General features: G+C 65.5%; 14 protein-coding genes. 5 read left to right on the forward strand and 9 right to left on the reverse strand.

Annotated features, from left to right (window positions below):
- The first annotated feature begins 50 nt into the window (after positions 1 to 50).
- Together ISP20_RS01170 and ISP20_RS01175 are read left to right on the forward strand one after the other, a co-directional pair.
- On the forward strand, positions 51 to 3,782 hold the full coding sequence (locus tag ISP20_RS01170) for a pilus assembly protein (RefSeq protein WP_204634224.1): 3,732 nt from the start codon (positions 51 to 53) through the stop codon (positions 3,780 to 3,782).
- 33 nt (positions 3,783 to 3,815) lie between these two features.
- Complete coding sequence (locus ISP20_RS01175) at positions 3,816 to 4,235, forward strand: type IV pilin protein (protein ID WP_204634225.1); 420 nt, start codon at positions 3,816 to 3,818, stop codon at positions 4,233 to 4,235.
- A gap of 183 nt (positions 4,236 to 4,418) precedes the next feature.
- On the opposite strand, the gene recD is transcribed toward ISP20_RS01175, so the two are convergent.
- Genes recD through recC form a run of 3 tightly spaced genes read right to left on the reverse strand, consistent with a single transcriptional unit; the run spans position 4,419 to position 13,523 of the window.
- Positions 4,419 to 6,395: an exodeoxyribonuclease V subunit alpha gene (gene recD, locus ISP20_RS01180; RefSeq protein ID WP_204634226.1), complete on the reverse strand. Its 1,977-nt coding sequence runs from the start codon at positions 6,393 to 6,395 to the stop codon at positions 4,419 to 4,421.
- Positions 6,379 to 10,044 carry an exodeoxyribonuclease V subunit beta gene (gene recB / locus ISP20_RS01185; protein WP_204634227.1) on the reverse strand — a complete coding sequence of 1,222 codons (3,666 nt, stop codon included), beginning with the start codon at positions 10,042 to 10,044 and terminating at the stop codon, positions 6,379 to 6,381. Before recB ends, recD begins: the two co-directional genes overlap by 17 nt.
- Complete coding sequence (gene recC / locus ISP20_RS01190; RefSeq protein ID WP_204634598.1) at positions 10,041 to 13,523, reverse strand: exodeoxyribonuclease V subunit gamma; 3,483 nt, start codon at positions 13,521 to 13,523, stop codon at positions 10,041 to 10,043. The genes recB and recC overlap by 4 nt, the downstream gene beginning before the upstream one ends.
- A gap of 472 nt (positions 13,524 to 13,995) precedes the next feature.
- Between recC and ISP20_RS01195 the strand changes: the two genes are divergently transcribed.
- On the forward strand, positions 13,996 to 14,697 hold the full coding sequence (locus tag ISP20_RS01195) for a hypothetical protein (RefSeq protein ID WP_204634228.1): 702 nt from the start codon (positions 13,996 to 13,998) through the stop codon (positions 14,695 to 14,697).
- A gap of 36 nt (positions 14,698 to 14,733) precedes the next feature.
- Here the strand turns inward: ISP20_RS01195 and ISP20_RS01200 are convergent, their stop codons facing one another.
- Positions 14,734 to 15,183 carry a hypothetical protein gene (locus ISP20_RS01200; RefSeq protein WP_204634229.1) on the reverse strand — a complete coding sequence of 150 codons (450 nt, stop codon included), beginning with the start codon at positions 15,181 to 15,183 and terminating at the stop codon, positions 14,734 to 14,736.
- Positions 15,184 to 15,467: 284 nt separating this feature from the next.
- Here ISP20_RS01200 and ISP20_RS01205 point away from each other — a divergent pair, with 284 nt between their 5' ends.
- The gene (locus ISP20_RS01205) at positions 15,468 to 15,947 is read left to right on the forward strand and encodes a hypothetical protein (protein WP_204634230.1); all 480 of its coding nucleotides are present in this window, start codon (positions 15,468 to 15,470) and stop codon (positions 15,945 to 15,947) included.
- Positions 15,948 to 15,970: 23 nt separating this feature from the next.
- On the opposite strand, the gene ISP20_RS01210 is transcribed toward ISP20_RS01205, so the two are convergent.
- Entirely contained in the window at positions 15,971 to 16,864 is an 894-nt protein-coding gene (locus tag ISP20_RS01210) for an alpha/beta hydrolase (protein WP_425490761.1), read from the reverse strand.
- 193 nt (positions 16,865 to 17,057) lie between these two features.
- On the opposite strand from ISP20_RS01210, the gene ISP20_RS01215 reads away from it, so the two are divergent.
- Positions 17,058 to 17,381 carry an antibiotic biosynthesis monooxygenase family protein gene (locus ISP20_RS01215; RefSeq protein WP_204634232.1) on the forward strand — a complete coding sequence of 108 codons (324 nt, stop codon included), beginning with the start codon at positions 17,058 to 17,060 and terminating at the stop codon, positions 17,379 to 17,381.
- 3 nt (positions 17,382 to 17,384) lie between these two features.
- Here the strand turns inward: ISP20_RS01215 and ISP20_RS01220 are convergent, their stop codons facing one another.
- From ISP20_RS01220 to ISP20_RS01235, 4 genes are all read right to left on the reverse strand, one after another.
- Complete coding sequence (locus tag ISP20_RS01220) at positions 17,385 to 17,930, reverse strand: cupin domain-containing protein (protein ID WP_204634233.1); 546 nt, start codon at positions 17,928 to 17,930, stop codon at positions 17,385 to 17,387.
- 142 nt (positions 17,931 to 18,072) lie between these two features.
- Positions 18,073 to 20,262, reverse strand: coding sequence for an alpha-N-acetylglucosaminidase (locus ISP20_RS01225; RefSeq protein ID WP_204634234.1), 2,190 nt, complete (start codon positions 20,260 to 20,262; stop codon positions 18,073 to 18,075).
- Between the two features lie 95 nt (positions 20,263 to 20,357).
- On the reverse strand, positions 20,358 to 21,128 hold the full coding sequence (locus tag ISP20_RS01230; protein WP_204634235.1) for a LytR/AlgR family response regulator transcription factor: 771 nt from the start codon (positions 21,126 to 21,128) through the stop codon (positions 20,358 to 20,360).
- Positions 21,125 to 22,207 (reverse strand): sensor histidine kinase, encoded by a 1,083-nt coding sequence (locus ISP20_RS01235; RefSeq protein ID WP_204634236.1) that lies wholly within the window; start codon positions 22,205 to 22,207, stop codon positions 21,125 to 21,127. Before ISP20_RS01235 ends, ISP20_RS01230 begins: the two co-directional genes overlap by 4 nt.
- Positions 22,208 to 22,237 lie beyond the last annotated feature (30 nt).

Consider the following 22,237-nt stretch of genomic DNA (forward strand, 5'->3'; position numbering starts at 1 on the left):
CATCGACAGGCGCTGCCGACGGCGCGCCGTTCACCTCTAGGGGCGGTTCCATGAAAAACCACGTCAGTCTGCACGGCCGCGTGAGGCGTTTTGCCAATCGGTTGCTTTCCACCAGCGTGACGGTGCTGGCGCTGGGTGTCCTTTCGACACCTGCGTCGGCGGTAACGGTGGATCAACAGCCGTTGATCATCCAGAAATCGCTGCCGCCCAACATCGTGCTGATGTTCGACGATTCCGGCTCGATGGCCTGGGATTTCATGCCCGATGCGAAATTCCTCAGCGGTGCAACGACCAGCAACGGCACCACGCTGGTGGACCTCGATGCGCTTCGCTATGCCGGCAACAACGGCACCTACTACAACCCGGCGGTGACCTATACGCCGCCCGTCAAAGCCGATGGCACCCGTTATACGACGCCAAGCGGCATCGACAGCGCGTTCGTCGACGGTTTCCGCAGCACTACAACCACCGATGCGACGCAGTACGCGTCCGACAGTTTCTGCGACTACAACAACGTGAGTTCGCGCAACTGTTCGGCGGGAAACAGCACCTCGTACCACTACTTCAAGTACTACTCGGCCATCACGACGACATCGAACAACACCAGCACGTATGCTGCCACTCCCACATGCAGCAGCGGTACGCTGGTGAAGGATGGCAGCGCCAACAACGGCCTATGCAAGCGCACCAGTGGCGGCAACACGACTTACCGCAATCCGAACACTACCGGCTGCACCAGTCCCGACACGTATTTGCCGGCCAGCCTGCTGTGCCAGAAGATCACCACGGTCACCACCACGACCAACCTGTTCACCTATACCCAGCTGCAGAGCAACGGCACCTACACGCGCAAGTACATCGGCAAGACCGGTGCCTGCGCAGCGGCAGGCCTCACCTTGACCACCTGCGACGACAGCACGACCGCGCAGCAGAACGTGGCCAATTGGTTCTCGTACTACCGCACGCGCATCCTGATGGCCAAGAGCGGCCTGATGAGTTCGTTTTCGGGCCTGGATCCCACCTTCCGCGTGGGCTTTGGCTCGATCGACGGCAACAACGATTCCAAGCTGCCCAGCGACCAGTCCAGCAAGAACGACATCAAGATCGCCAACGTCAAACCCTTCAGCAGCCAGAAGAGTGCGTTCTGGACCTGGCTCGAGGGCGAAACGGCCAGCAGTGGCACGCCGTTGCGTTCGGCGCTCGATGCCGTGGGTCAGTACTACAAGACCGACCAGCCGTGGGGTTCGATGAGTTCCGATCCTGACTACGGCACGGCCAGCGGCAGCACCGAGTTGGCCTGTCGCCAGTCGTACACCATTCTGACCACCGACGGCTTCTGGAACGGCGCGGCTGCCTCCACGGCGATCGGCGATGCGGACAGCACGTCGAAGACCAACACGGGCGCCAACAACCAGTCTTATACGTTCACCGCGGCCAAGCCGTACAAGGACAGCCTGTCCGGAACGCTGGCCGACGTCGCCATGTACTACTGGGTCAACGACCTGCGCACGAACACCTCCAACGAAGTGCCGGTCAACAATGAAGACCCGGCGTTCTGGCAGCACATGACCACCTTTACGCTGGGCCTGGGCTTCACGCCCACCGGCATCTCGCCCACTGGCACCACGGTGGACCAGATCTTCAACTGGGCACGCGGTGGCACGGCGATCAGCAATTTCAGCTGGCCCACGCCCAGTTCCGACAGCATCAACAACATCGCCGACCTGGCGCATGCGGCAGTCAACGGGCACGGCGGCTTCTATTCCGCGACCAGCCCCGAGGCCTTCACCAGCGCCCTCAAGGATGCGCTCAAGCGCGCGACCGAGCGCGTCGGCACGGGTGCCAGCCTGGCCGCCAACTCCACGCAGCTGAAGACCGGTACGGTCGCCTATCAGGCCAACTACTACACGGCGAAGTGGAAGGGCGACCTGAAAGCGTTGTCGATCAATCCGAACTCCGGAGCAATCGCCACCAACCCGGATTGGACGGCGACAGCGGCATTGCCCACCTACACCAGCCGCAAGGTGTACACGTACAACGCATCGGCCACGTCGCCCAATCTGCCGGTGTTCCAGTACACCGCGGACAATGTCGGCATGCTGTCCACTGCGCAGCAGAATGCGCTGGGCGCCAGCACGGCCGCGCAGCAGACGATGATCAACTATCTCCTGGGCGATACCTCGAAGGAGCAGCGCAACTCCGGCACCTTGCGCAACCGCGACACGCCGCTCGGCGACATCGTCAATTCGCAGCCGGTGTACGTGGGGGCGCCCAACGCCAACCAGTTCGTCGGCAAGAGCTTTACCGGGTCGACCACCTTCGCCAGTTACGCCTCGGGCAAGGCGAATCAGGCGGGCCTCATCCTGGTTGCAGCGAACGACGGCATGTTGCACGCCTTCAATGCCAGCACCGGCGCCGAGGTCTATGCGTATCTGCCGTCGGCCGTGATCACCAGCAATCTCAAGCAACTGGCCGATCCCGCTTACGGCGGCACCGACGTGACGCACCAGTACTTCAACGATGGCGAGTTGACGGTGGCCGACGTGTACTACGGCAGCCCGGGTGCGTGGCACACGGTGGCGGTGGGCACGACGGGCCGGGGCCTGGCCAAGTCGGTCTATGCGCTCGACGTCTCCGATCCCACCGTCTTCAAGTTGCTGTGGGAACGCTCGGCGGCCGATGGCCTCACCAACAGCAGCTACATCGGCCAGATGAATGGCAAGCCGGTCGTCGCACAAACCGCCGACGGTTCTTGGTCGGTGTTGATCGGCAATGGCTACAACAGCAGTAACGGCGCGGCGGCGCTGCTGCAGTTCGGCATCACCGATGGCGCCCTGACGGTGCACACCACCAGCGATGCCGCCACGGGCAACGGCCTGGCGGCTCCGGCGGTGTGGATCGGCAACAGCGCCAACGGAATCAGCACGGTCGCCTACGCGGGCGACGCCAAGGGCCAGGTGTGGAAGTTCGGGCTCAACGACGGCACCGCCGCCACGCCCAACAGCATCGGCGAGCTGGTATTCACCGCCAAGGATTCGGGCAACAACGCGCAGCCGATCACCGCCGGCATGTTGATGGGGCGCGATCCGGCCACCAGCAACCTGTGGCTGTTCTTCGGCACCGGCCAATACCTGTCCACCACGGATCTCAACAGCAAGGCCACGCAGTCGTGGTACGGCCTGATCGTGCAGGCAAGCGGCGGTACGGTGGTCACCGACCTGATCTCCAAGGGAAGGGCGGCGCTGAAGCAGCGCGAGATCCTGGTCGAAACGGCGGGCGACAGCACGGCCACGCCGCCGGTATCGCCCGGACGCGCGGTTACCGCCAAGCCGAGCACCAGCGATCTGACCGACAAGTCCGGCTGGTATATGGACCTGACCTCGCCACTCAATGGTGCCGAAGGCGAACGCATCGTCACGGCCAACCAGTTCCAGGGCAGCATGCTGCTGGGGACCACGCGTATTCCGGTGGCGACCGATGCCTGCAACCCCTCCGGCCGTGGCTGGATCATGGCGCTCGATCCCTTCAGCGGCACGGCGGCCAGCACCAGCTTCTTCGATCTCAACGGCAATGGTGCGATCAACGACGCCGACAAGGTCACCTCGGGCAACAACACCTACACCAACAGCGGTATCGGTTTCAGCTCGCTGCCGAACAACCCGATCTTCGTGGGCGGCGTGATGCTGGTGAGTTTCGACAACGGCTCCAACAGCAGCGTGTACACCGCGGGCTCGCAAGGAACCTTCAAGCGCGTGTCGTGGCGCGAACTGATCAACCCCTGAGGTAGCCCCATGCGAACGAGGAGAACACGCCAGATGTCACGCCATCACCGCAGCAAGGGCACGGGCTTCAGCCTGATCGAGATGATGATCGTGGTGGCGATCATCGCCATTCTTGCCGCCATCGCCATGCCGTCTTACCTGCGGCACGTGGGAAAGACCAATCGCGTTGCCGCGCAGGCGTGCATGGCGGAGTACGCCAACTACATGGAGCGTTACTACACCGGCAACCTGCGCTACGACCAGACGGCGGCGGGTGTCGCCAATGCCGATCCGCATCTGGACTGCCAGTCGCAGATCGCCCGCAACTACACGCTGGTGCCCGCGACCACGTCCACCTCGTTCACGGTGACGGCGACACCGACCACGGCGCAGCTCGGCCGCGATACGCAGTGCAGCACGTTGACGCTCAATCAGCGCGGGACGCGGACGGCTGGGGCGGATGGATGCTGGTGAGGGTTTGAGTGGTGGTCGTGTTTGCGCCCTTGTTGCGTGGAGGGCACGGGCGATTGGAGGTGAGTCGCTTCGTTGAGTTGCGCACAAGTGCGCTCCCACAAATAACGACGCCACTGTGGGAGCGCACTTGTGTGCGACTCATCGTGCCGCGGCGGCGGCCTTGCAAGAAGGAACGCCGCCGCCTTACGACCAGCGCTGGTGCAGGCCCGAGTGGCGGTGCACGGGTTGTTCCGCCGCCTGGCGCAGCATGGCTGAGGGTGCCAGCAGGCTGAACCAGCGGCGGGCGCGGGTGATGCCGGTGTAGAGCAGTTCGCGCGTCAGCACCGCGCTCGCTTCGGTCGGCAGGACCAGCGCGGCGTGATCGAACTCCGAACCCTGGGATTTGTGCACCGTCATGGCGTACACGGTTTCCCGCTCGCTGAGTCGCGAAGGCAGGACGAAGCGGATACGCGTGCTGCTGTCGTCCGCGCCGCCGGCGACCTCGAACGCCACGCGCAAATGGAGTACGCCTTGCTCGTCCGGGACGCGCAGTGCGATGCCCACGTCGCCATTCATCAGGCCAAGGCTGTAGTCGTTGCGCGTGACCAGTACGGGGCGTCCTTCGTACCACTCGTGGGTGGTGTCGATCAGCTGCGCCTGATGGAGGATGCCGGCGATCTGGCGATTGAGGCCTTCCGCGCCGAACGGGCCGTGTCGCAGCGCGCACAGCAACTGGAAGCTGCCAAACGCCTGCAGTACGCCGCGAGCCCAATCGTCCCAGGCTTTCGCATCGGCGCGGGGCGCGGGGCGTTCGCGCTGCAGCCATTGGAGGTAGTGGCGATAGCCTCGAGCGTGCAAGCCGCCGTCGTGCGGCAGGAAGCGCGAGGCGCCGCCGTCCAGCACCAGGTCGGTGAGCGAGCGCGCGTCCGCGGCGGCGTCGATCCAGGCGATGTCCGCATGGCGTTGCGAAAGCAGTGCGTGCACCTGGCTCGCATGACCTTCGTTGACGCGTTGCGCCAGCGTGCCGATGCCGCTGTCCGCGCCGAAGCGATGGCTGTGGCGCAGCATGGCGACGTGCTGGTCGAGCGGGCGCGCGTCGCCGCGTACCCAGGCATCGATGCGGTCGCCGGTGGTTTCGCGCAGCCATTGCGCGGTCGTTTCGTCGTAGTGGCCGGTCTCGGCGCGCCGGCACAGGTCGCCGAGCACGGCGCCGGCTTCCACCGACGAAAGCTGGTCCTTGTCGCCGAGCAGGATCAATCGCGCGTCTTCCGGCAAGGCCGCCAGTACGGCGGACATCATTTCCAGATCGATCATCGACGCCTCGTCGATCACCAGCACATCCAGATGCAGCGGATGGCTGCTGTCGTGACGGAAGCGCCGGGTATCCGGCCGCGCGCCCAGCAGCCGGTGCAGCGTATCCACCTGATGGGGAATGCTGGCGCGCACGTCGCTGTCGACATCGAGCTGGGCAATTTGCGTGCTGATCGACGACTGCAAGCGCGCTGCGGCTTTGCCGGTGGGCGCCGCCAGGCGAATGCGCAACGATCGCGCGGTTTCCTTGCGATGCAACGTCTGCAGCAGGCCCAGCAGGCGCACCACGGTGGTGGTCTTGCCGGTACCGGGACCGCCGGTGATCACGGTGAAGGCGCCACGGGCGGCGAGTGCGCAAGCCACGCGTTGCCAATCGGGAGAGTCGGCGGAAGAGGCGGGGAACAGGCGCGCCAGTTGCGCCGACAGCAGCGGCGACACCTCGTGCGTGCGTGCCAGCCGTTGTCCGATCGCCTGCGCCACGCGCTGTTCGTGGTTCCAGTAGCGGCGCAGATAGAGGCGGCTGCCGTCGAGCACCAAGGGCGATCCCGACGAGGATGCATCGTCCGACGATGCGACCAGTGCCGATGGCAGCAACGATGACGATGCGCCTGCTGCTTCCGCAAGCATGGCGCGCCAACCGGCCGGCCAGCCCGCATCGTCGGCCAGCGATTCCCAGGCCGCCAGATCCAGGCACAGATGGCCATCGGCCTGTTGTCGGCTCACCAGTGCGCCAAGCAAGGGCAGTGCCGGCGATGCGGCAGGATCCTGGGCCACGAGGAATTGCGCAAAGGCCGCATCCAGCGGTCGCAGCCAGCCGCGTTCGATGGCCAGTTCCATGGACGTGGCCTGAGCATCATGCGACACGGGCATGCTCCCCGGTGGCGAACAAGCGATCCATGGCGTCGATCAACCCCTTGGGCAGCCGCTCGACATGCACGCCGTGGCCCGCGCCATCGACACCGCGCAGATACAGATAGGCGACGCCGCCCATATGGCGTTCGTAATCGTAGCCGGGCAATCGTGCGCGCAGCTGTCGATGCAAGGCCAGCGTGTACAGCGCGTACTGCAGGTCGTAGCGTTCGCGCAGGATCGAATCGCGCATCGCTTCCGCGGTATACGCGCTCGCATCGTTGCCCAGCTTGTTCGATTTGTAGTCGATCACGTAATAGCGGCCTTGCTGTTCCACCACCAGGTCGATAAAGCCCTTGAGCAGGCCATGGATGCGCTCGGCCAGCAACGCGATGCGCGGGCGGGCCTCCAGCGTATGCGCGGTGACCAGGCGATCGAGCACCAGCGTATCGACGTGTTGCGCCTCGAACCAGAACTCCAGTTCGGCGTAGTGGCTGGACATCTGAGACAGCGCTGCGCTGCTGCCGTCGGGCAGGTCCAGCGGCGTGCGCAGCAGGCCGGCCATCCATGCCGTGAGCATGGGGATGTGCGCTTGCCAACCGCAGCGCTGGCAGCGGCGGGCGATCTCCTTTTCCAACGCCGCAGTATTTTCCGCAGCCGTGGCGAATCCTTCGTCGGCGGCCCATTCGAGCAGGTCGTGCAGGAAGGTGCCGGCTTCCGCGCCGGCATGGAACGCGTGGATGCCTTGCGCGGGTGCACTCGGAACATCGGACGGTGCGGGCTGCTCGGCGCTGGCCTCGATCAGGATGTCCTGCGTGGCCGTTTCCGGTGCCGGAACACGGGTCTCTTCCACCTCGGCATATTTCAGGCCGCTGTAACTGGATACGCGCCAGCGCTCCGCCGCCGGTCCCTGGTAGAGACGTGCTTCCCATAGCGGGGCGACCTCGTCCTGCGTCGCCGGAAGAGGATGCATGCCGGGCATGTCGAGCGTGCGGATCGCCATGCCGGGCTCGGCATCGCGCAGCGCCTGCAGGCGCGGCATCAGCTCGGCAGGCTCGATCCGCGCACCACCCGACAACACATAACCGAATGCCGACTTGTGCAGCGTCGATGCCTTGCCATTGCCCGAACGCGTGCACGCCACGCCCATCCAGCAGGCGTATTGGGCACGCGTCAGAGCGACATACAGCAGGCGCAAGTCTTCCTGCAGGCGTTCGCGATCGGCCTGGGCGAGGGCGGCGTCGTTGGCGCGAAGATCCATGCGACGTTCGCCATCCTCGTCGTGCCAGGTGAAGCTATCGTCCGCCTTCAGTTCGCGCGCCGAGCAGAGGAAGGGCAGCAACACCAGCGGGTATTCCAGTCCCTTGGACTTGTGGATCGTCACGACCTTGATCAACGCCGCTTCGCTTTCCAGGCGCACGATCTGTTCGTCGGCGGTTTCCGCCTGTGGATCGTGCGCGGTGGCCATCTGCGCGGCGAGATAACGGATCAGCGCATGCTCGCCATCCAGCGTCGCCGCCGCATGCTGCAGCAGTTCCGCCAGATGCAGCAGATTGGTCAGCGCACGCTCGCCGTCGGCATGGACGAGCAGGCGCGCCGGCAGATCGAAGGCATGCAACAGGTCGTGCAGCATCGCCAGGACGCCGTGGCGCTGCCAGGTGAAGTGCAACTGGCGGAAGCGGTCGCCGCAGGCTTCCCAGTGGTGTTCGTCGAGATTGAGGCGATCGAGTTCCTGGTCGCTCTGTCCCAGCGTCGGCGTGGCCAGCGCGGCGCGCATGGCGCGGTCGGAGCCCGGTTCCGCGCAGGCGCGCAACCAGCGCAGCAGATCGGCCGCCTCCGGCGAGGCGTAGACCGAATCGCGATCGGAGAGATAGACGCTCTTCAGTCCGCGGCGCTGCATCTCCTCGCGCACCTTGGCCGCCTCGGCGCCACGGCGAACGAGGATGGCGATGTCGCCGGGTCTAAGCGGGCGCAGTGCGCCGTTGGCGCTGCGAAATCCGCAGCGGCCGTCCTGCGCGGCGGCCAGCAGTTCCACCAGATAGCTGGCCGCGTGGCGTGCCATCAGCTCGGTATAGGCCGTGCTGCTGATGGCTTCGTCGCTTTGCTGTACGGCCAGTTGCAGGGGCGGCAGCGGCTGGTCGTCCAGCACCAGTTGATCGTTGCGCCCGCGTGCATCCACGGCAAAGAACGGCAGGGCATCGCGGCCGCGTCCGAACGCAAACGCGCCGTCCTCATGCGTGTCGGCGAACGCGAATACGCGGTTCACTGCCGCCACCAGCGGCTGGGTGGAGCGATAGTTGGTGCCCAGCGTCCACATCGGTTGCTGCGCGCTGGTGCGGGCGCGAAGATAAGTGTGGATGTCCGCGCCGCGAAAGCCGTAGATCGCCTGCTTGGGATCGCCGATCAACAACAGTCCAGTGGTGTCGCGACGTGCATACACCCGATGGAAGATGCGCCACTGCAGCGTATCGGTGTCCTGGAATTCGTCGATCAACGCCATCGGATATTGCGCAGCGATGGTATCGGCCAGGCGCTTGCCGGTATGGCCGTGCAAGGCGCCATCGAGGCGCTTGAGCATGTCGTCGAAGCCCAGCTGCGAGCGGCGCAGCTTGGTTTCTTCCAGCTTGGCCGCCACCCAGCGTGTGGCATGCGCCAGTACCGGGGCACGCCACGGCGCGATCAAGCCTTGCGCTTCCACACAGGCTTCGATGGCGCTGAAGGCGGCGTGCTGCAGTGCTTGCGCGTTCTTGTTCTTGGCCGCCGCGAGCGCCGACTGGGTGTAGCGGGGCAGGGTGGCCGACGCATCCGCGCCGTCGTTCGCCCAGGCGCGAAGCACGGCCAGTTCGTCGAGCACTTTTTCGCGGCGCATCTTGTTGCCGTTCAACGCACCGGCCTCGAGCGCCTGCAGGAACATCGCGTCGATAGCGTCGATATCCTCCAGCCAGCGCTGCCGGGCCTGCGCTTCGGCGACGGCAACCGTGCCGACGTGATCGCGAAATCGATCGAGCACATGCGCCGGGTCGGGCAGCGGCTTGCCGTCCAGCCGCAGGCTCTCGGGCGGTTGGCGCAACAGGGGGCGCAGGTCGGTCTGCAGGTCGGCGGGGCTTTTCCACCAGCGCGTCACCAGGGCGGCGCCATCGCGATCCAGCGGAAAGAAATGGCAGCGCCAGTAATCGCGCACGATGTCCGCGAGCAGCGCGCTTTCATCCGTATCGGTGTCCTGCACGAACGGGTGCCCGCTGTCGAACGCATGCTGGCTCAGCATGCGCTGGCACCACGCATGGATGGTGTGGATCGCCGATTCGTCCATCCACTGCGCGGCCAGATCCAGCTGGCGCGCGGCACGAGCCCGGGCATCGTCGTCGGCATAGGCGGCGATCAGGTCGCGCAGGAAATCGTCCGCTTCGCGACGCCCGCGAAACGCGTCGGCCGCTTCGCTCAATCGCTCGCGGATGCGTTCGCGCAACTCCGCCGTGGCGGCCTTGGTGAAGGTGAGCACGAGGATCTGCGAAGGCAGCAGCGTTTTGCCGCCCGGCGTGCCGTGACCCAGCACCAGTCGCAGGTAAAGCGCGGCGATGGTCCAGGTCTTGCCGGTGCCGGCACTGGCTTCGATCAGCTGGATGCCGTGCAAGGGCAGTTGCAAAGGTTGCAGCGGCGCCGTGGTGCTCATGCATCCGCCTCGTGGGAAAGCGCGGTGAGTATCGGTTGGTAAAGCGCCAGCCAGTGATGAAAGCCGCCCGCCTCCAGCGCCTCGAATCGTGGCCATGAACGAGCGAGGTAAGCGTCCTCCTGCAATTCGCCCACGGCGCCGAAACCGCTGCCTTCATAGGCGAGCTGCGCCTGCTTGCGTGCCTTGTCCGGGTCGTCGAGGTTCTGCAGCCACGCGAAAGCCGTCTTGCGGGCGATCGGCAGCGGCATGCGCATGCCTTCGCGCAGGCTGGAGAGCAGCGCGTTGAGGCACATGACGGCGTCGTCGGTGCTGATCGGCGGCAGCAGGAGCGTGCCGTCCACGCCGATGATGCGGGTCTGCATGTGCAGCCCCACGGCGTGTGCCACCACATGGATGACCCACGCGTTGATGGCCTTGTCGTAGCGAAGGTCGCCTTTCTGCAGCAGCTTGCCGGTGGCCAGCTCGAGCCTCACCAGCGTCGTGTCGTCGCCTTGGCGCAGATCGGTGAGCCAGTCTTCCAGCCGCACGCCGTGCGCTTCGTGCAGCACTTCGATCTTCTCGGCGGCCAGCGGCCAGCGCGCGCAGGCGGCCAGCCAGCGCGTGGCGAGATCGCCGCCTTCGCGAGCCAGCGCGTCGCGCGCCAGTTCGCCAAAACCACCGGGCGGCAGGCTGCCCTGGTCGGACAACTGCCGGGTGGCGACGTCGACGGCCGCCCGCGCATCCGTGGCGGCCACCGCCGCCCGCAGCACGCCGGTGGTGGCGATATGGCGTTCGAGCGCGTTGAGGCCGAACGGTTCGTCGTCCATGGTTTCTTCATCGCGCTCGCCAAAGTGCACCTTCAGGCGATGGTTGAAGAAGTGACGGACGGGGCGTGCCAGAAAACTTTGCAGCAAGCCGATGCCGACGGCGGCATCCGGTTCCCACGCGGCGAGCGGTGCATGGGCCGACGCATCCTCGTGACCGCGATGCGCCTGACGCCATTCGCGCGCATAGGTGAACAGGCGGGCATCGGCATCCGCGCTGAAATAGCGCCGTGAAAAAGGCTGCAGCGGATGCACCGTGGTCATGGCATCGAGCAAGTGCTCGCCGGCACGGGGCTCACTCGCGTCGTCGCCCTGGCGGACCCAGCCGGCCGCCACGTAACCGCGCAGCTGGCCCACCAGCACCGAGGGCGGCAGCACGCTGTTGTCGCGCACGTTGCGGCCCACCCAGCTGATGTAGAGCGCGTCGCGCGCGGAGGCCAGGGCTTCGAGGAACAGGTAGCGATCGTCTTCGCGGCGCGAACGGTCGCCGGGACGGGCATGGCCCGGCTGGGCCATCAGATCGAAATCGGCGGGTGCCTGGCGGCGCGGGTAGTCGCCATCGTTCATGCCGAGCAGGCAGACCACGCGGAACGGGATCGCGCGCATCGGCATCAAGGTGCAGAAGCTCACCGCGCCGCCCATGAATCGCTGCGACAGGCGGCTTTCGTCCATGGATTTCAGCCAGTGCTCGCGCACGATGTTAAGCGGCAGCGGTGCGGTGAAATCCGCTTCGATGCACGCCTGCTGCCATTCGTCCAGCGCATCGTTCAAACGCGTAAGGCGGTCGCTGTCCGACGGATCGTCCGCATCGAAGAAGTCGATCAGCAGTTGCTGCAGGCGCTGGTGCCATGCATTTGGCGCAGCTGGCTCGCGCATGCGTGACCACCACTGTTCCAGCCGGCCGAGCAGTTGGATGAGCGGACCGATCAGCGCGGCATCGAGTCCGCCGACTTCGCCATACGGAGCGATGCCGTGCCAGGTCTCGCCATCGCCCACGGCGTAACCGAGCAGCATGCGGCGCAAGCCGAAACGCCAGGTGTTCTGTTCGATGCCCGGCAGTTCGAGGCTTTGCTTCTGCTGGCGGTCGAGCCCCCAGCGGATGCCGGCGCCTTCGATCCAGCGGCGCAGCGTGGGCAGGCCGTTGTCGTCGATGCCGAAGCGGGCGCGCAGCGCGGGCACGTCGAGCAGGTCGAGCAGGTCGCTCACGGCGAAACGCGATTCGGGCAGCGAGAGCAGGTGTTCCAGCGCCACCATCAACGGCACGGCGCCACGCGAGGGTTGGTCCGCCACCGAGAAGGGCAGGTGGCGCGCGTCGTCCGGTGGCAGGCGACCGAACACGGCTTGCACGTGCGGCGCGTAGCCCTGGATGTCGGGCACCATCACGATGATGTCGCGCGGGGAAAGTGGCTCGCCACGTTGCGCGGCATCTTCGAACATGGCCAGCAACTGGTCGTGCAGGACTTCCACTTCGCGCTGCGGATTGTGCGCGACATGGAAACGCAACGAGGTATCACCGTGCTGCCACGCCTTGCGTTGCGAGGGGTCGGGCGGCAACGGTTCGAGATCCAGGATCGCTTGCTGCATCTGTCGCAGCAGGGTGCTGGCGTCGGTATCGGCAAACAGGTCGATGCTGCGATTCCATGCGCTGAACTGCTTGCGATAGCCCTCGGGTTTGTCGAACGCATCCAGCAGTCGGATGTAGTCGCGGCCCTGTCGTCCCCACGCGGCCAGCAGCGGATTGGCGTGCAGGTGCAGGTCTTCGTAGCGCGGTTCGCTCGGCAGGCCCGGCTTCAGTCCATGCCGACGCTGGCTGGCCTTGAGCAGTTCGCGATCCTCGATGATGTCGGCCCAGTAGTGCCGGCAGGGATTGGCCACCAGCAACATCACCTGGCTGAAGCGCGACAGCGCGGTAAGCGCTTCCAGCGTCTGCTGCGGCAAGGAGGAGATGCCGAACACTACGATGCGTCGCGGCAGGCTCGCCGGGCGCGTGGCGAGGCTGGCGATGCGTTCCAGGAAGGCCTGGTGCACGGCGGCGCGATGGTTGTGGCGTTGCTCGCCCACGTCGTCGAGCAGGAGTTGCCAGAGCCGCGCCTGCCAGCGCTGGTCGGCCGGCAAGTCGGTGTGCGTGCCGCGCAGGTCGTCGCGCAAGACGTAGCGGTCGCGCTCCCAGTCGATCAGCCAGTCCGCGCGGTAGACCTGGTACTGGTCGAACAGGTCGGCCACGCGTTCGGCCAGTTGGAAGCGCTTGCGCTCGTCCGGATCGTCGCGGAGAAAATCGCGCAGCGGCGCGAAATCGGCTTCGTGCAGATGGGCCGGCAACAGGCGCAGCAGACGCCAGCTGAGGCGGGATTTGTCGAACGGCGAGGTGGTGGCCACGGCCTCGCGACCCAGCACGCTGCGATAGGCCGCCCACAGGAAACGGCCGGGCAACTGCACGTCGATGGCCGCGCTGATGCCCAGGCCGCCTTCGCCGGCCGGCCGCGCCAGCGCCCATTTCAGCCACTGGGCGATGCCGTTGCTCTGCACCAGCATCAGTTCGTCTTCCAGCGGGCGCAGGGGCGCGCGCGCCAGCCATGCGGTCAGCAGGTCGCGCAGGTCTTCCATGCGATTGCCATGGATGACCATCAGGCCCGGCTGGATCGGGCTTTCCAGTGGCAGATCGAGGCTATGGCTCACGTCGGGCAAAAGGGCGACTCGCTCATGGGCACATTCTCGCCGAGCGGGCGGGAGATGTCCCGCATCATCGTGCGGTCCTGTCGCAGGCGGCGAGAACGGGGCTAAGCGCTCGCGGCGTCGTTTCGGGGCGGTTCCACTGAGCGCTCCGTCACGCGGGGCGGATGCCGCCCCACGCAGCATGCGAATTTGCGATTGGACGCAAGGAAGCGGCGCGTCGCGATCGACACAATCCGCGCGCCTCGTCGTGATGGTGCGCGGATGCGTGCCTAGGAACACCTGTCTGACATCACGCGACGGGGCGCCGCTGGTGTAACTCCTTGCGGCGCAAGAAAATGCTTTGTTTTCCAGGTGCGCCAAGCGCGTTCTGCGACGTTAGGATAAGCCGTCAGATCGGCACGATGTATCCACCGCAGAGGGCAAGACAATGCACGGATGGCAGAACAGGGCGTGGGCTGTGGCGCTGGCCACGCTGATGGTTTTGGTTGCGCCGCTGGCCGGTGCGCAGACAAGCAACGCGGCGCCTGATGCCGACACGCCGCCCACCGATGCCGATCTCGCCAACACGCGTTGCGTGTCCGGCGAGGAGAAATTCCTTCCCGGTGACTACTACTACTGCCTGGGCTCGCAGTCGTACGGCCTGGGTCGCTATGAGAACTCGCAGCGCTTCTTCAAGACGGCGGCCAGCTGGGCGAGCAAGCCGGCCCAATACGTGTTGGGCGTGATGGCGCTCAACGGCGACCACCAGCCGGTGAATCGTCCGCTGGGACTGGCCTGGCTTGCGTTGGCGTCCGAGCGAGCGAATTCCGACTTCAAGCAGGCCCACGACACGGCCTGGAAGAAGGCGACCGATGCGGAACGCAAGGCCGCCGAACAACAGCTGGCCGCACTGCGTCCGGTCTATGCCGACGCCACCGCGGCGCCGCGCGCCGAACGCCGCTATGCCGATGGCATGGCCATGCTCAATCGCTTGAGCAATCAGGGCGCGAAGTACTGCATGGCCGGCATGAACGATCCGTCCAAGCCGCCGGCCGATCCGATGAGTTGCCCGCCGGTGCAGATGGTGATGAAGACGGTGGATGCCGCTGCCGTGAATGTCTTCGACGGCTGGGCCGGTCACGTCACGGTGGGACCGTTGCAGCAGGCCTCGCCGCCGGAAGCCGCCGCCAAGCCGTAAGTCCGGCTCGATGCGGGGAAGGCGAGGGCGCGCGCCTCAGTTGTGCGCGTCCATCGCCCAGCTGTTGGTCAGGCTGGTGATGTCGGCCAGGTTCATCGATTGCTCCGCGCGCTCCAGCGCGCTGCACGCGGACTCCGCGGCATAACGCATCAGGTACGCCAGGTGGGCACGGTACTGCGTGCCGATACCGTGCGCGCGGATCATGCCAGCCGCTTCGGCAAGGCATTCCAGGTCGCTATAGGCGCGGTCCAGGTCGGTGCTGCTGGAGCACTGCACGAAGGCCGATGCGCCATCGGGGTCGCGCGAACGAAGGCTCACCACGTCTTCCACCAGGCGTGCCGCCTGGCGAGCCGCGAACACCAGCACATCGGCGGCCGCGTGCGACAACTCACTGTCGGATACAGCCCGATCGGTCAGCTCCACGAGGCTGCGAGTGACGACCAGCAGTTGGGCCACGGGGCGGCCCGCGGTATCGCTATGAGTCATGGTTCCGGCTCCCCCTTCCGGAGTGGTAATCCCGCCATTGTCCACGGTGTCGTGACATTTGTGTACACACGGTCACTAGGAATTTGTGACCCCCTGCGCAGACACCATGGCGATTTGCCCCCGCTATCGGCTTGCCGCTGCGCTATGCCACTGAAAGCGCAGGAGCTTATAGTGGCCGCGCGGATGGCGTGGCGGGCGCCGCAAGCGTCGGTACCCTGGCAACGGCCGCATATAGACCGATTCAAACGCTGTCGTGTGGAAGGCCAACCAAGGAGAGAGACCTCATGAAAGCACTCGTCACCCTGATGCTGATCGCCGGTTTGGCGCAGAGCGTGCCGCTTACCGCGCGAGCCGCAGGGAGTGCTTCCTTGCTCGGCAGTTGGGCCCTCGATACATCGCGCATGTCATTGGCGCCCGAGGCGCGGCCGAAGAGCGTGACGATCAGTTTCAGCGATGCGGGCGGCAAGTGGACGACGCACGTCGATATCGTCAGTGCCGACGGCGCGGAAAGCCATGCGCTCGGAACCGGCGCACTCGACGGCGCGCCAGTCGCCGTGCAGGGCAGCCCGGAGGCAGATGTCGCCGCGTTCAAGATGCCCGCACCCAATGTGCTGATCATGAGTTTGAGCAAGGGCGGCATTCCCGGCTCCACGCGCATCTACAGCGTGGAGCCGGACGGCAAGCATCTCGTCGAGACGTCCGCGTATTTCGGCGACCAGGGCGTGCCGGTCTTGAAGACCTATTACTTTTCGCGCGTTCGATAGGACTCCCTCCGGGAACCCGTCGCTCAGTTCTGCACCATGCCAATGGTGCGCAGCCACACCTCGACCAGATGCGGCCAGTCGGAAATCGGCTGTGCCGTCTTGCGCAGGCCGAACGCGTGGCCGCCGTGCGTGTACAGATGCATCTCCACCGGAACGTCGGCCTTCTTCAGCGCGGCGTAGTAGACCAGCGACTGGTTCACGCCATCGACGTCGTCGTCTTCGGCCTGGGCCAGAAAGGTGGGCGGCGTGTCGTGGGAGACGGTGACGTTCTTGTTGAACTTGTCGTCCTCCGTGGCCAGGTGGCCCGGATAGATGGCGACGGCGAAGTCCGGGCGGCTGCTTTGCCGGTCCGCCGCGTCCACCGGTTTATACAGATCCTTCTTGAAGCGCGTACTCACTTCCGCCACCAGATAGCCGCCCGCCGAGAATCCGAGCACGCCGATCCTGTGCGGATCGATGTGCCATTCGGCGGCACGGGCGCGCACCAGTCGAAGCGCCCGCTGGCTGTCCTGCAGCGAGGGCACCGACGTAGTGAAGTTGTGCGGACGGCAATCGCATTGCCATACATAGGGCACGCTGGGAACGCGGTATTTCAGCAGGATGCAGGTGATGCCCTTGGCGGTGAGCCAGTCGCAGATCTCGGTACCTTCCAGGTCGATGGCCAGGATCTGGAAACCGCCGCCCGGAATCACCATCACCGCAGCACCGGTATTCACTCCGGTGGGCGAGTACACCGTCATGGTGGGACGCGTGACATTGGTGATTGCCCCCTTGGTGAGGGTTTCCGGTCCGGGGACAGGCTGCACATCGGGCGCTGCGCCCGGCCAGAGCGGTATTTGCGTGTGGCCGGCGGCGGGCTGCCAGACCATGGGGTCCGCGCAAGCGCTTCCGCCGGCGAACAGCAGGCACACCATCAACATCCATCGCTTCATGCGCAGCTTCCTTGGGTTATTCGAGTTGGTTGTACGACCCAGCCAGGACGTTGGCGTGGGCGCTCGATTTTTCCGAGTGTGGACGGCGCATCGGGCGTGCAACGGCTGTTCCTGTGGAATTTTTCGGGCAAGCTTGGGTTGCCCGCCCGGGTGAATGCCCGATCCCCCAGGAGACCTGATGAGCAACGCTACTCCCGCGTTTTGCGCGCTTTACCGTTGGCGGCTGCATGCCGGTTCCGAACCGGCATTTGTCGAAGCGTGGTCGCGTGTGACTCAACTGCTGCGGGCCGAGCGAGGCTCGTTGGGTTCGCGCTTGCATCGGGGGCCGGACGATATCTGGTACAGCTACACGCAATGGCCATCGGCCGCGGCAAAAGCCGAGGGGCTGGCACGCCCGTCGGTCGACCCGGAGGCCTGGCAACGGATGCGCGATTGCATTGCCGAGAGCCTGCCGGAACTGGTGCTCGAACCAGTTGCGGATTTCCTGGCTCCGCTGCCTTAGTTTTCAGGCCACGTTGGCAACGTCATCGAGCTGCAGCGGCGGCCCAAGGAACTCCACGCCCCATTGGCGGCCGAATGCATCCAGTGCGGTTCGGGCTGGTGGCCCGCCCGCCATCAGGGCACTCAGCTCGCGGAAGAACACGTCCGCATGCATGCCGGGCGTGATCAACACGAGCTGACGCGATGGCCGATCGCTTAGATTGACGAAGGCGTGCGGCGTGCCGCCCGGCACCGTGACGACTTCGCCCTCAGTGATCTCGAAACAGCGGTCGTCCAGGCGCATGAGATAGCGGCCCTGGAGCACGCGGAAGACTTCCGTCTCGGCGTGACGGTGGAGCGGAGGGCCGAAGCCCGGCGCATGCAGGGTTTCGATCACCGACGCAGCACCGCCGAAGGTGTCGGGCGAGAGACGAACCCATAGCGTCAAGCCCAGAGCAGGAATGGCGATCGGCGCGTCGGTCGACGCGGCCATGGCGGTACCCCGTTCGCGCAGCGGGCCGGGATAGCCGTGCGGCAAGGCGATCGATTCCACGGGTGATGCGTGACGCATGGGTGTTCCTGCAGCGCGAGGACTTTAGCCGTCCGGACGGTTTCCAAGCCTGGGGCGGCACGTCGATTCGCGTTGTCGATAACGAAAGACGCTTTGCCAATTCGCACGGTGCGAAGACGATTCGAACCAGTCGCAAGCTGCCTCAGTGACGGGAGGGCGCGAGTACCTTCTCGATTCGCGACGCCACTTCATGAGCATCGCCGGCCGGTTGGTCGGGATAGTGTTGCGTGCCGTGGTTCCAGGCATCGCCCATGGCGAACCAGTCGATCGGTTTGGCGGTGGCGCCGGTGCGCAGTGCTTCGTCCAGCCCGTTGAAGTAGGTGGCCCAGCGCAGTCGGTAGTAGTCGCGGGTCAGGCCCGCCCAATCCTTGTTGCCGTAGTCGTGCAGACTGGCGCCTTCGCTCGCTTTGCGATCACCCCAGGTAGTCAGCAGGGAGCGGCCGTCGTAGCTGAGCCGCTCGCGCTCTTCCGGCGTCGACGCCCACGGCTCGATGGCGGCGAGCCAACGGCCCACCAGGAAGAAGCGGTTGGTGGACAGCAACTCGTCCTGCAGATCCATCAGTTGCAGCCAGCGTTGCGTGAGGGTGTGGAAACGCGGGCGATCCTTGCCGTCGTATGCAGCCTTGATCTGCGGCAGCAGCAGGCGGCTTTCGTTGGCGAGGGTCTGGCGGGCGATGTCCACCAGATCGTATCGATAGGTTTCGCTGCCACGCAGCGCGGGCGACACCTTCAGCATCTCGGGCAGCGCTTGCTTGAACGCCTCGGCGCTGTAGCGCATGGCCTCGGGCGACCAGTTCGAAGCGCGGTTGACCGTCAGGCTGGGCTGCGCGTCGAACAGCGATTCCTGCGCTGCGTCGCGCTCGCTGTTGAACACCACTTCGTCGATACGGATGTCGTACGCCGTGGCGAGCAGCACGTTCCAGGCAGCGATGGCGTGCGCGTCGTCCGCGCCATAGCGGCGGCGCACATAGTTCGCCGTCCACTGCTTCGTGTCGACGGGGTCGATGCGCCAGGCCATTTCCGTGAACAGATCGAAAGCGAAGGGATTGGTGTCCATGCCTTCGGTAAAGAGTGCGGTGCCGGCCATGTTGCGTTGGGTTCGTCCCAGCCGCTGCAGCCGCTCGGTGATGTTGCGGATATTGGCGCCCAGCGTGGTGCGGCCGCCGAATTCCCAGATGCCGCCGAACAGGAAGGACGCATCCTGGAAGTCTTTCTCGCGGTTGTCGCGCGGCACGCGGTCGTGATCGATATCGACGATCAGCAGATGCTGGCGGTCGACGCCGGCGAGCAAGTCCTGGCGGGGGTTGCCTTGCCAGGCGAGCATCATCCACTTGGCGCCCGGATGCGCGGACAGCAAGGCGTTCTGCACGTCGCGCGCCGCTTCAGGCACGGGAACGTCACCGGCATCGCCGCCTTCCTGGAACACTTCCATATCGTAAATGCTGCTGTCGCCGAAGATATCGTGTTGGTGCCGGTAGAACGACGCCGCCAGCTTGGCGAACAGCGGATCGCGCGGATCGAGCCAGCCCGGTCGAGTGAAACCGGCCCACTCGCCCTGCGGCACCACATGGGCCTGTGGAAATTTTTTCTGGAAGTCGGCGGGCACGATGCCGTAGAAACCGGGCAGCACCGGCGTGATGCCCAGTTCGCGCAGCCGCGCCACGATCTGCCTGGCCGACGCGGCGCGTTGTTGCATCAGTGTCGTGCTGATGGGGCCGTTGAAGCAGCACAGGTTGCCCATCAATTGCCAGTTCTGGTGCGCGGGCTGGGTGATCCATTGGCGGATCTCGGCGTCCGCATAGCCCACGTCGCGGAACGTCTGGTACAGCACGCTGTCCATGCCGCGCTCGACCAGCACGGCGTTGACGCCCGAAAGCGCGAGCACGTCGATTTCCCGTTGCCAGCGCGGCCAGTCCCAATAGGGTGCGGTGTAGCCGTCGACGTTCTCGTTCAGCGCATAACGATGGGCATAGTGGGCTTGCCCCTCGATGGTGTGGTCCGGCAGGGGAAACGGAGCGGAACCGACGCGGTCGCCGTTGGGAGAGATCTGTACCTGAGCCGCGTACTTCAGATACCAGTTCACGCCAAACAGCAACGCGCTCGGGGTGCTGCCTTCCACTTTGATGTGCTGATTGGCGCGGCTGATGCGAAAGCGTTCGCTGCCATCGTTCGCGGGCAACGCAGCGAGTTCGAACTGCGTGGCCTGCTGCGGCAACAGGCGGGCGATGACGGCCTGTTCCGGGCGGGTATCGAAGCCTGGCGCATCGGCAGCATTCGCTGCCGTGATCCATCCGAGACATGCAAGCCAGAACCAGGAAGCCGCGATGCGCATGGGGTATCCAGACGAAGGTCGCCTGCTCATGCGAGGCGAGAAAGTGCGGAAGGGGCACTATAGCGCAGCCCAGGCTTGCCGCATCTCGATGGGCATTACAACGTGCGTATCGCGTCAAGCCGTAGCCGATGCCGGAAACGCCGGCTCACACGCAGCTCGGTGCCATCCTTGAGCGTGATGATGGCATCCCTGCTGGGTAGCAGGCTGAAACCCTGCATGCGGTCGAGCGCAACGATGCTGGAGCGGTGGATGCGCGTGAAGCGCGAAGGGTCGAGCCGTTGTTCGATGCTGTCGAGGCTGGCGTGGATCATGTGGATGCGCGAACCCACATGCAAGGTCACGTAGTCGCCGCTGGCTTCGATCCAGTCGATGTCGCCGGCCTCGACCCAGCGCATTTTTCCACCATGGCGTATTTCAAAGCGGGTCTGCCAGCGTTCGCCTTGCGCCGGCTCCCACGCCGCGGCTGTTTCCCGCTGGTGCGCCAGCTGCCTTTCGGCGGAGCGTTCGCGCAGGCGTTGGCGTGCCAGGCGAAGCGCTTCATCGAAGCGGTCATCGTCGATGGGCTTCATCACATAGTCGATGGCCCGCACGTCAAAGGCCTTGAGCGCATAGGCCTCGTGGGCGGTGAGAAAGACGACCAGCGGCGGCGCGTCGCTGTGCATCTGCGCGAGCATGCCGAAGCCGTCCACGCCCGGCATCTGCACGTCCAGGAAAACGAGGTCGGGGCGAAGCCGGTCGATCATCGCCAGGGCATCGTCGCTGCACTCGGCTTCGCCCACCACGGTGACATCCGCCGCACGGCGAAGGCAGACGCGAACACCGCGCCGTGCCAGCGGTTCGTCATCGACGATCAGCACGCGGATCATGTCGAGCGTCCCGTGCTGCCGTGGCGCGGGATCTCGATGATGGTGTTCCATCCGTGCCGCGCATCGCCAGCGGCGGAGAAGCGATAGTCTTCCTGGTAGCGCGCGGCCAGGCGTGCCGAGGTATTGGTCAGGCCAAGGCCGTTGGCCTGGCAGCGCGCATGCTCGGTCCCGGCGCTGTTGTAGATGGAGATGCGCACCTTGTCGCCCTTGGCCGTCACGGCCACCGACAGCATGCCGGCATCGTGGCAGGGCGCGATGCCGTGGCGGATGGCGTTCTCCACCAGCGGCTGCAGCAGCAGGTGGGGAATCTGCGTCTCCCTGGCCTCGGGATCGCAGTGCACCGACACCGTCAGCCGCGTGCCCAGCCGCACCTGTTCGATCTCCACGTATTGCATGAGCTGGGTGAGTTCCTGCGCGATGGTCACATCGCCTTGCCGCGCCGGCTCCAGGGTGGAGCGCAGGAAGTCCGCCAGCAGGGAGATCATGCGTCGCGCGGACTGCGTCTCGCCTTCGCCCACCAGCGTGGAAATGCCGTTGAGCGTGTTGAACAGGAAGTGCGGAGTGATCTGGTAACGCAGTGCCTTGAGCTGCGCGTCGCGCATCAGGGATTCGGCCAGCAGCAGTTGCCGTTCGCGATCGCGGATTTCACGCCAGTGCCAGGCGCCGCGATACAACGCACTCCATGCCAGCAGCACGATGGCAGGCCCGAACGCGTTCGCAAAACCGACCAGCGCGATGGAACCCCAATGCGGGCCGCCGGGGCGGGCATGGCCCACGGTCGCTTCGAGTGCGGTGCCGATGATCGAACAGACGATGCCCAGCAGGTAAGCGCACAGCACGACCAGCAGCACCGTCTTGAACCACGGTGTCTGCCGCGAGATCAGTCGGCGGCAGAGCAGCAGCATCAGCAGGCTGGCGAAGAACGCCGATACGGAGGTGCCGAGGAAGTACAGCAGGACCGGATAGGTGTCCTTGTACGGCAATGCACCCAGCGCGCTGACCAGCCCATAGGCGAGCCAGCCAACGGTCTGGAACAGCCAGAACTGGCGACGTCCGAAGGGTTCTTTGCTGTGCGTCATAGGCAACACAGTGTGCGCCAGCCCCTCTCG

Origin of the sequence: Dyella kyungheensis (assembly GCF_016905005.1) — a bacterium.
Taxonomy (GTDB): domain Bacteria; phylum Pseudomonadota; class Gammaproteobacteria; order Xanthomonadales; family Rhodanobacteraceae; genus Dyella; species Dyella kyungheensis.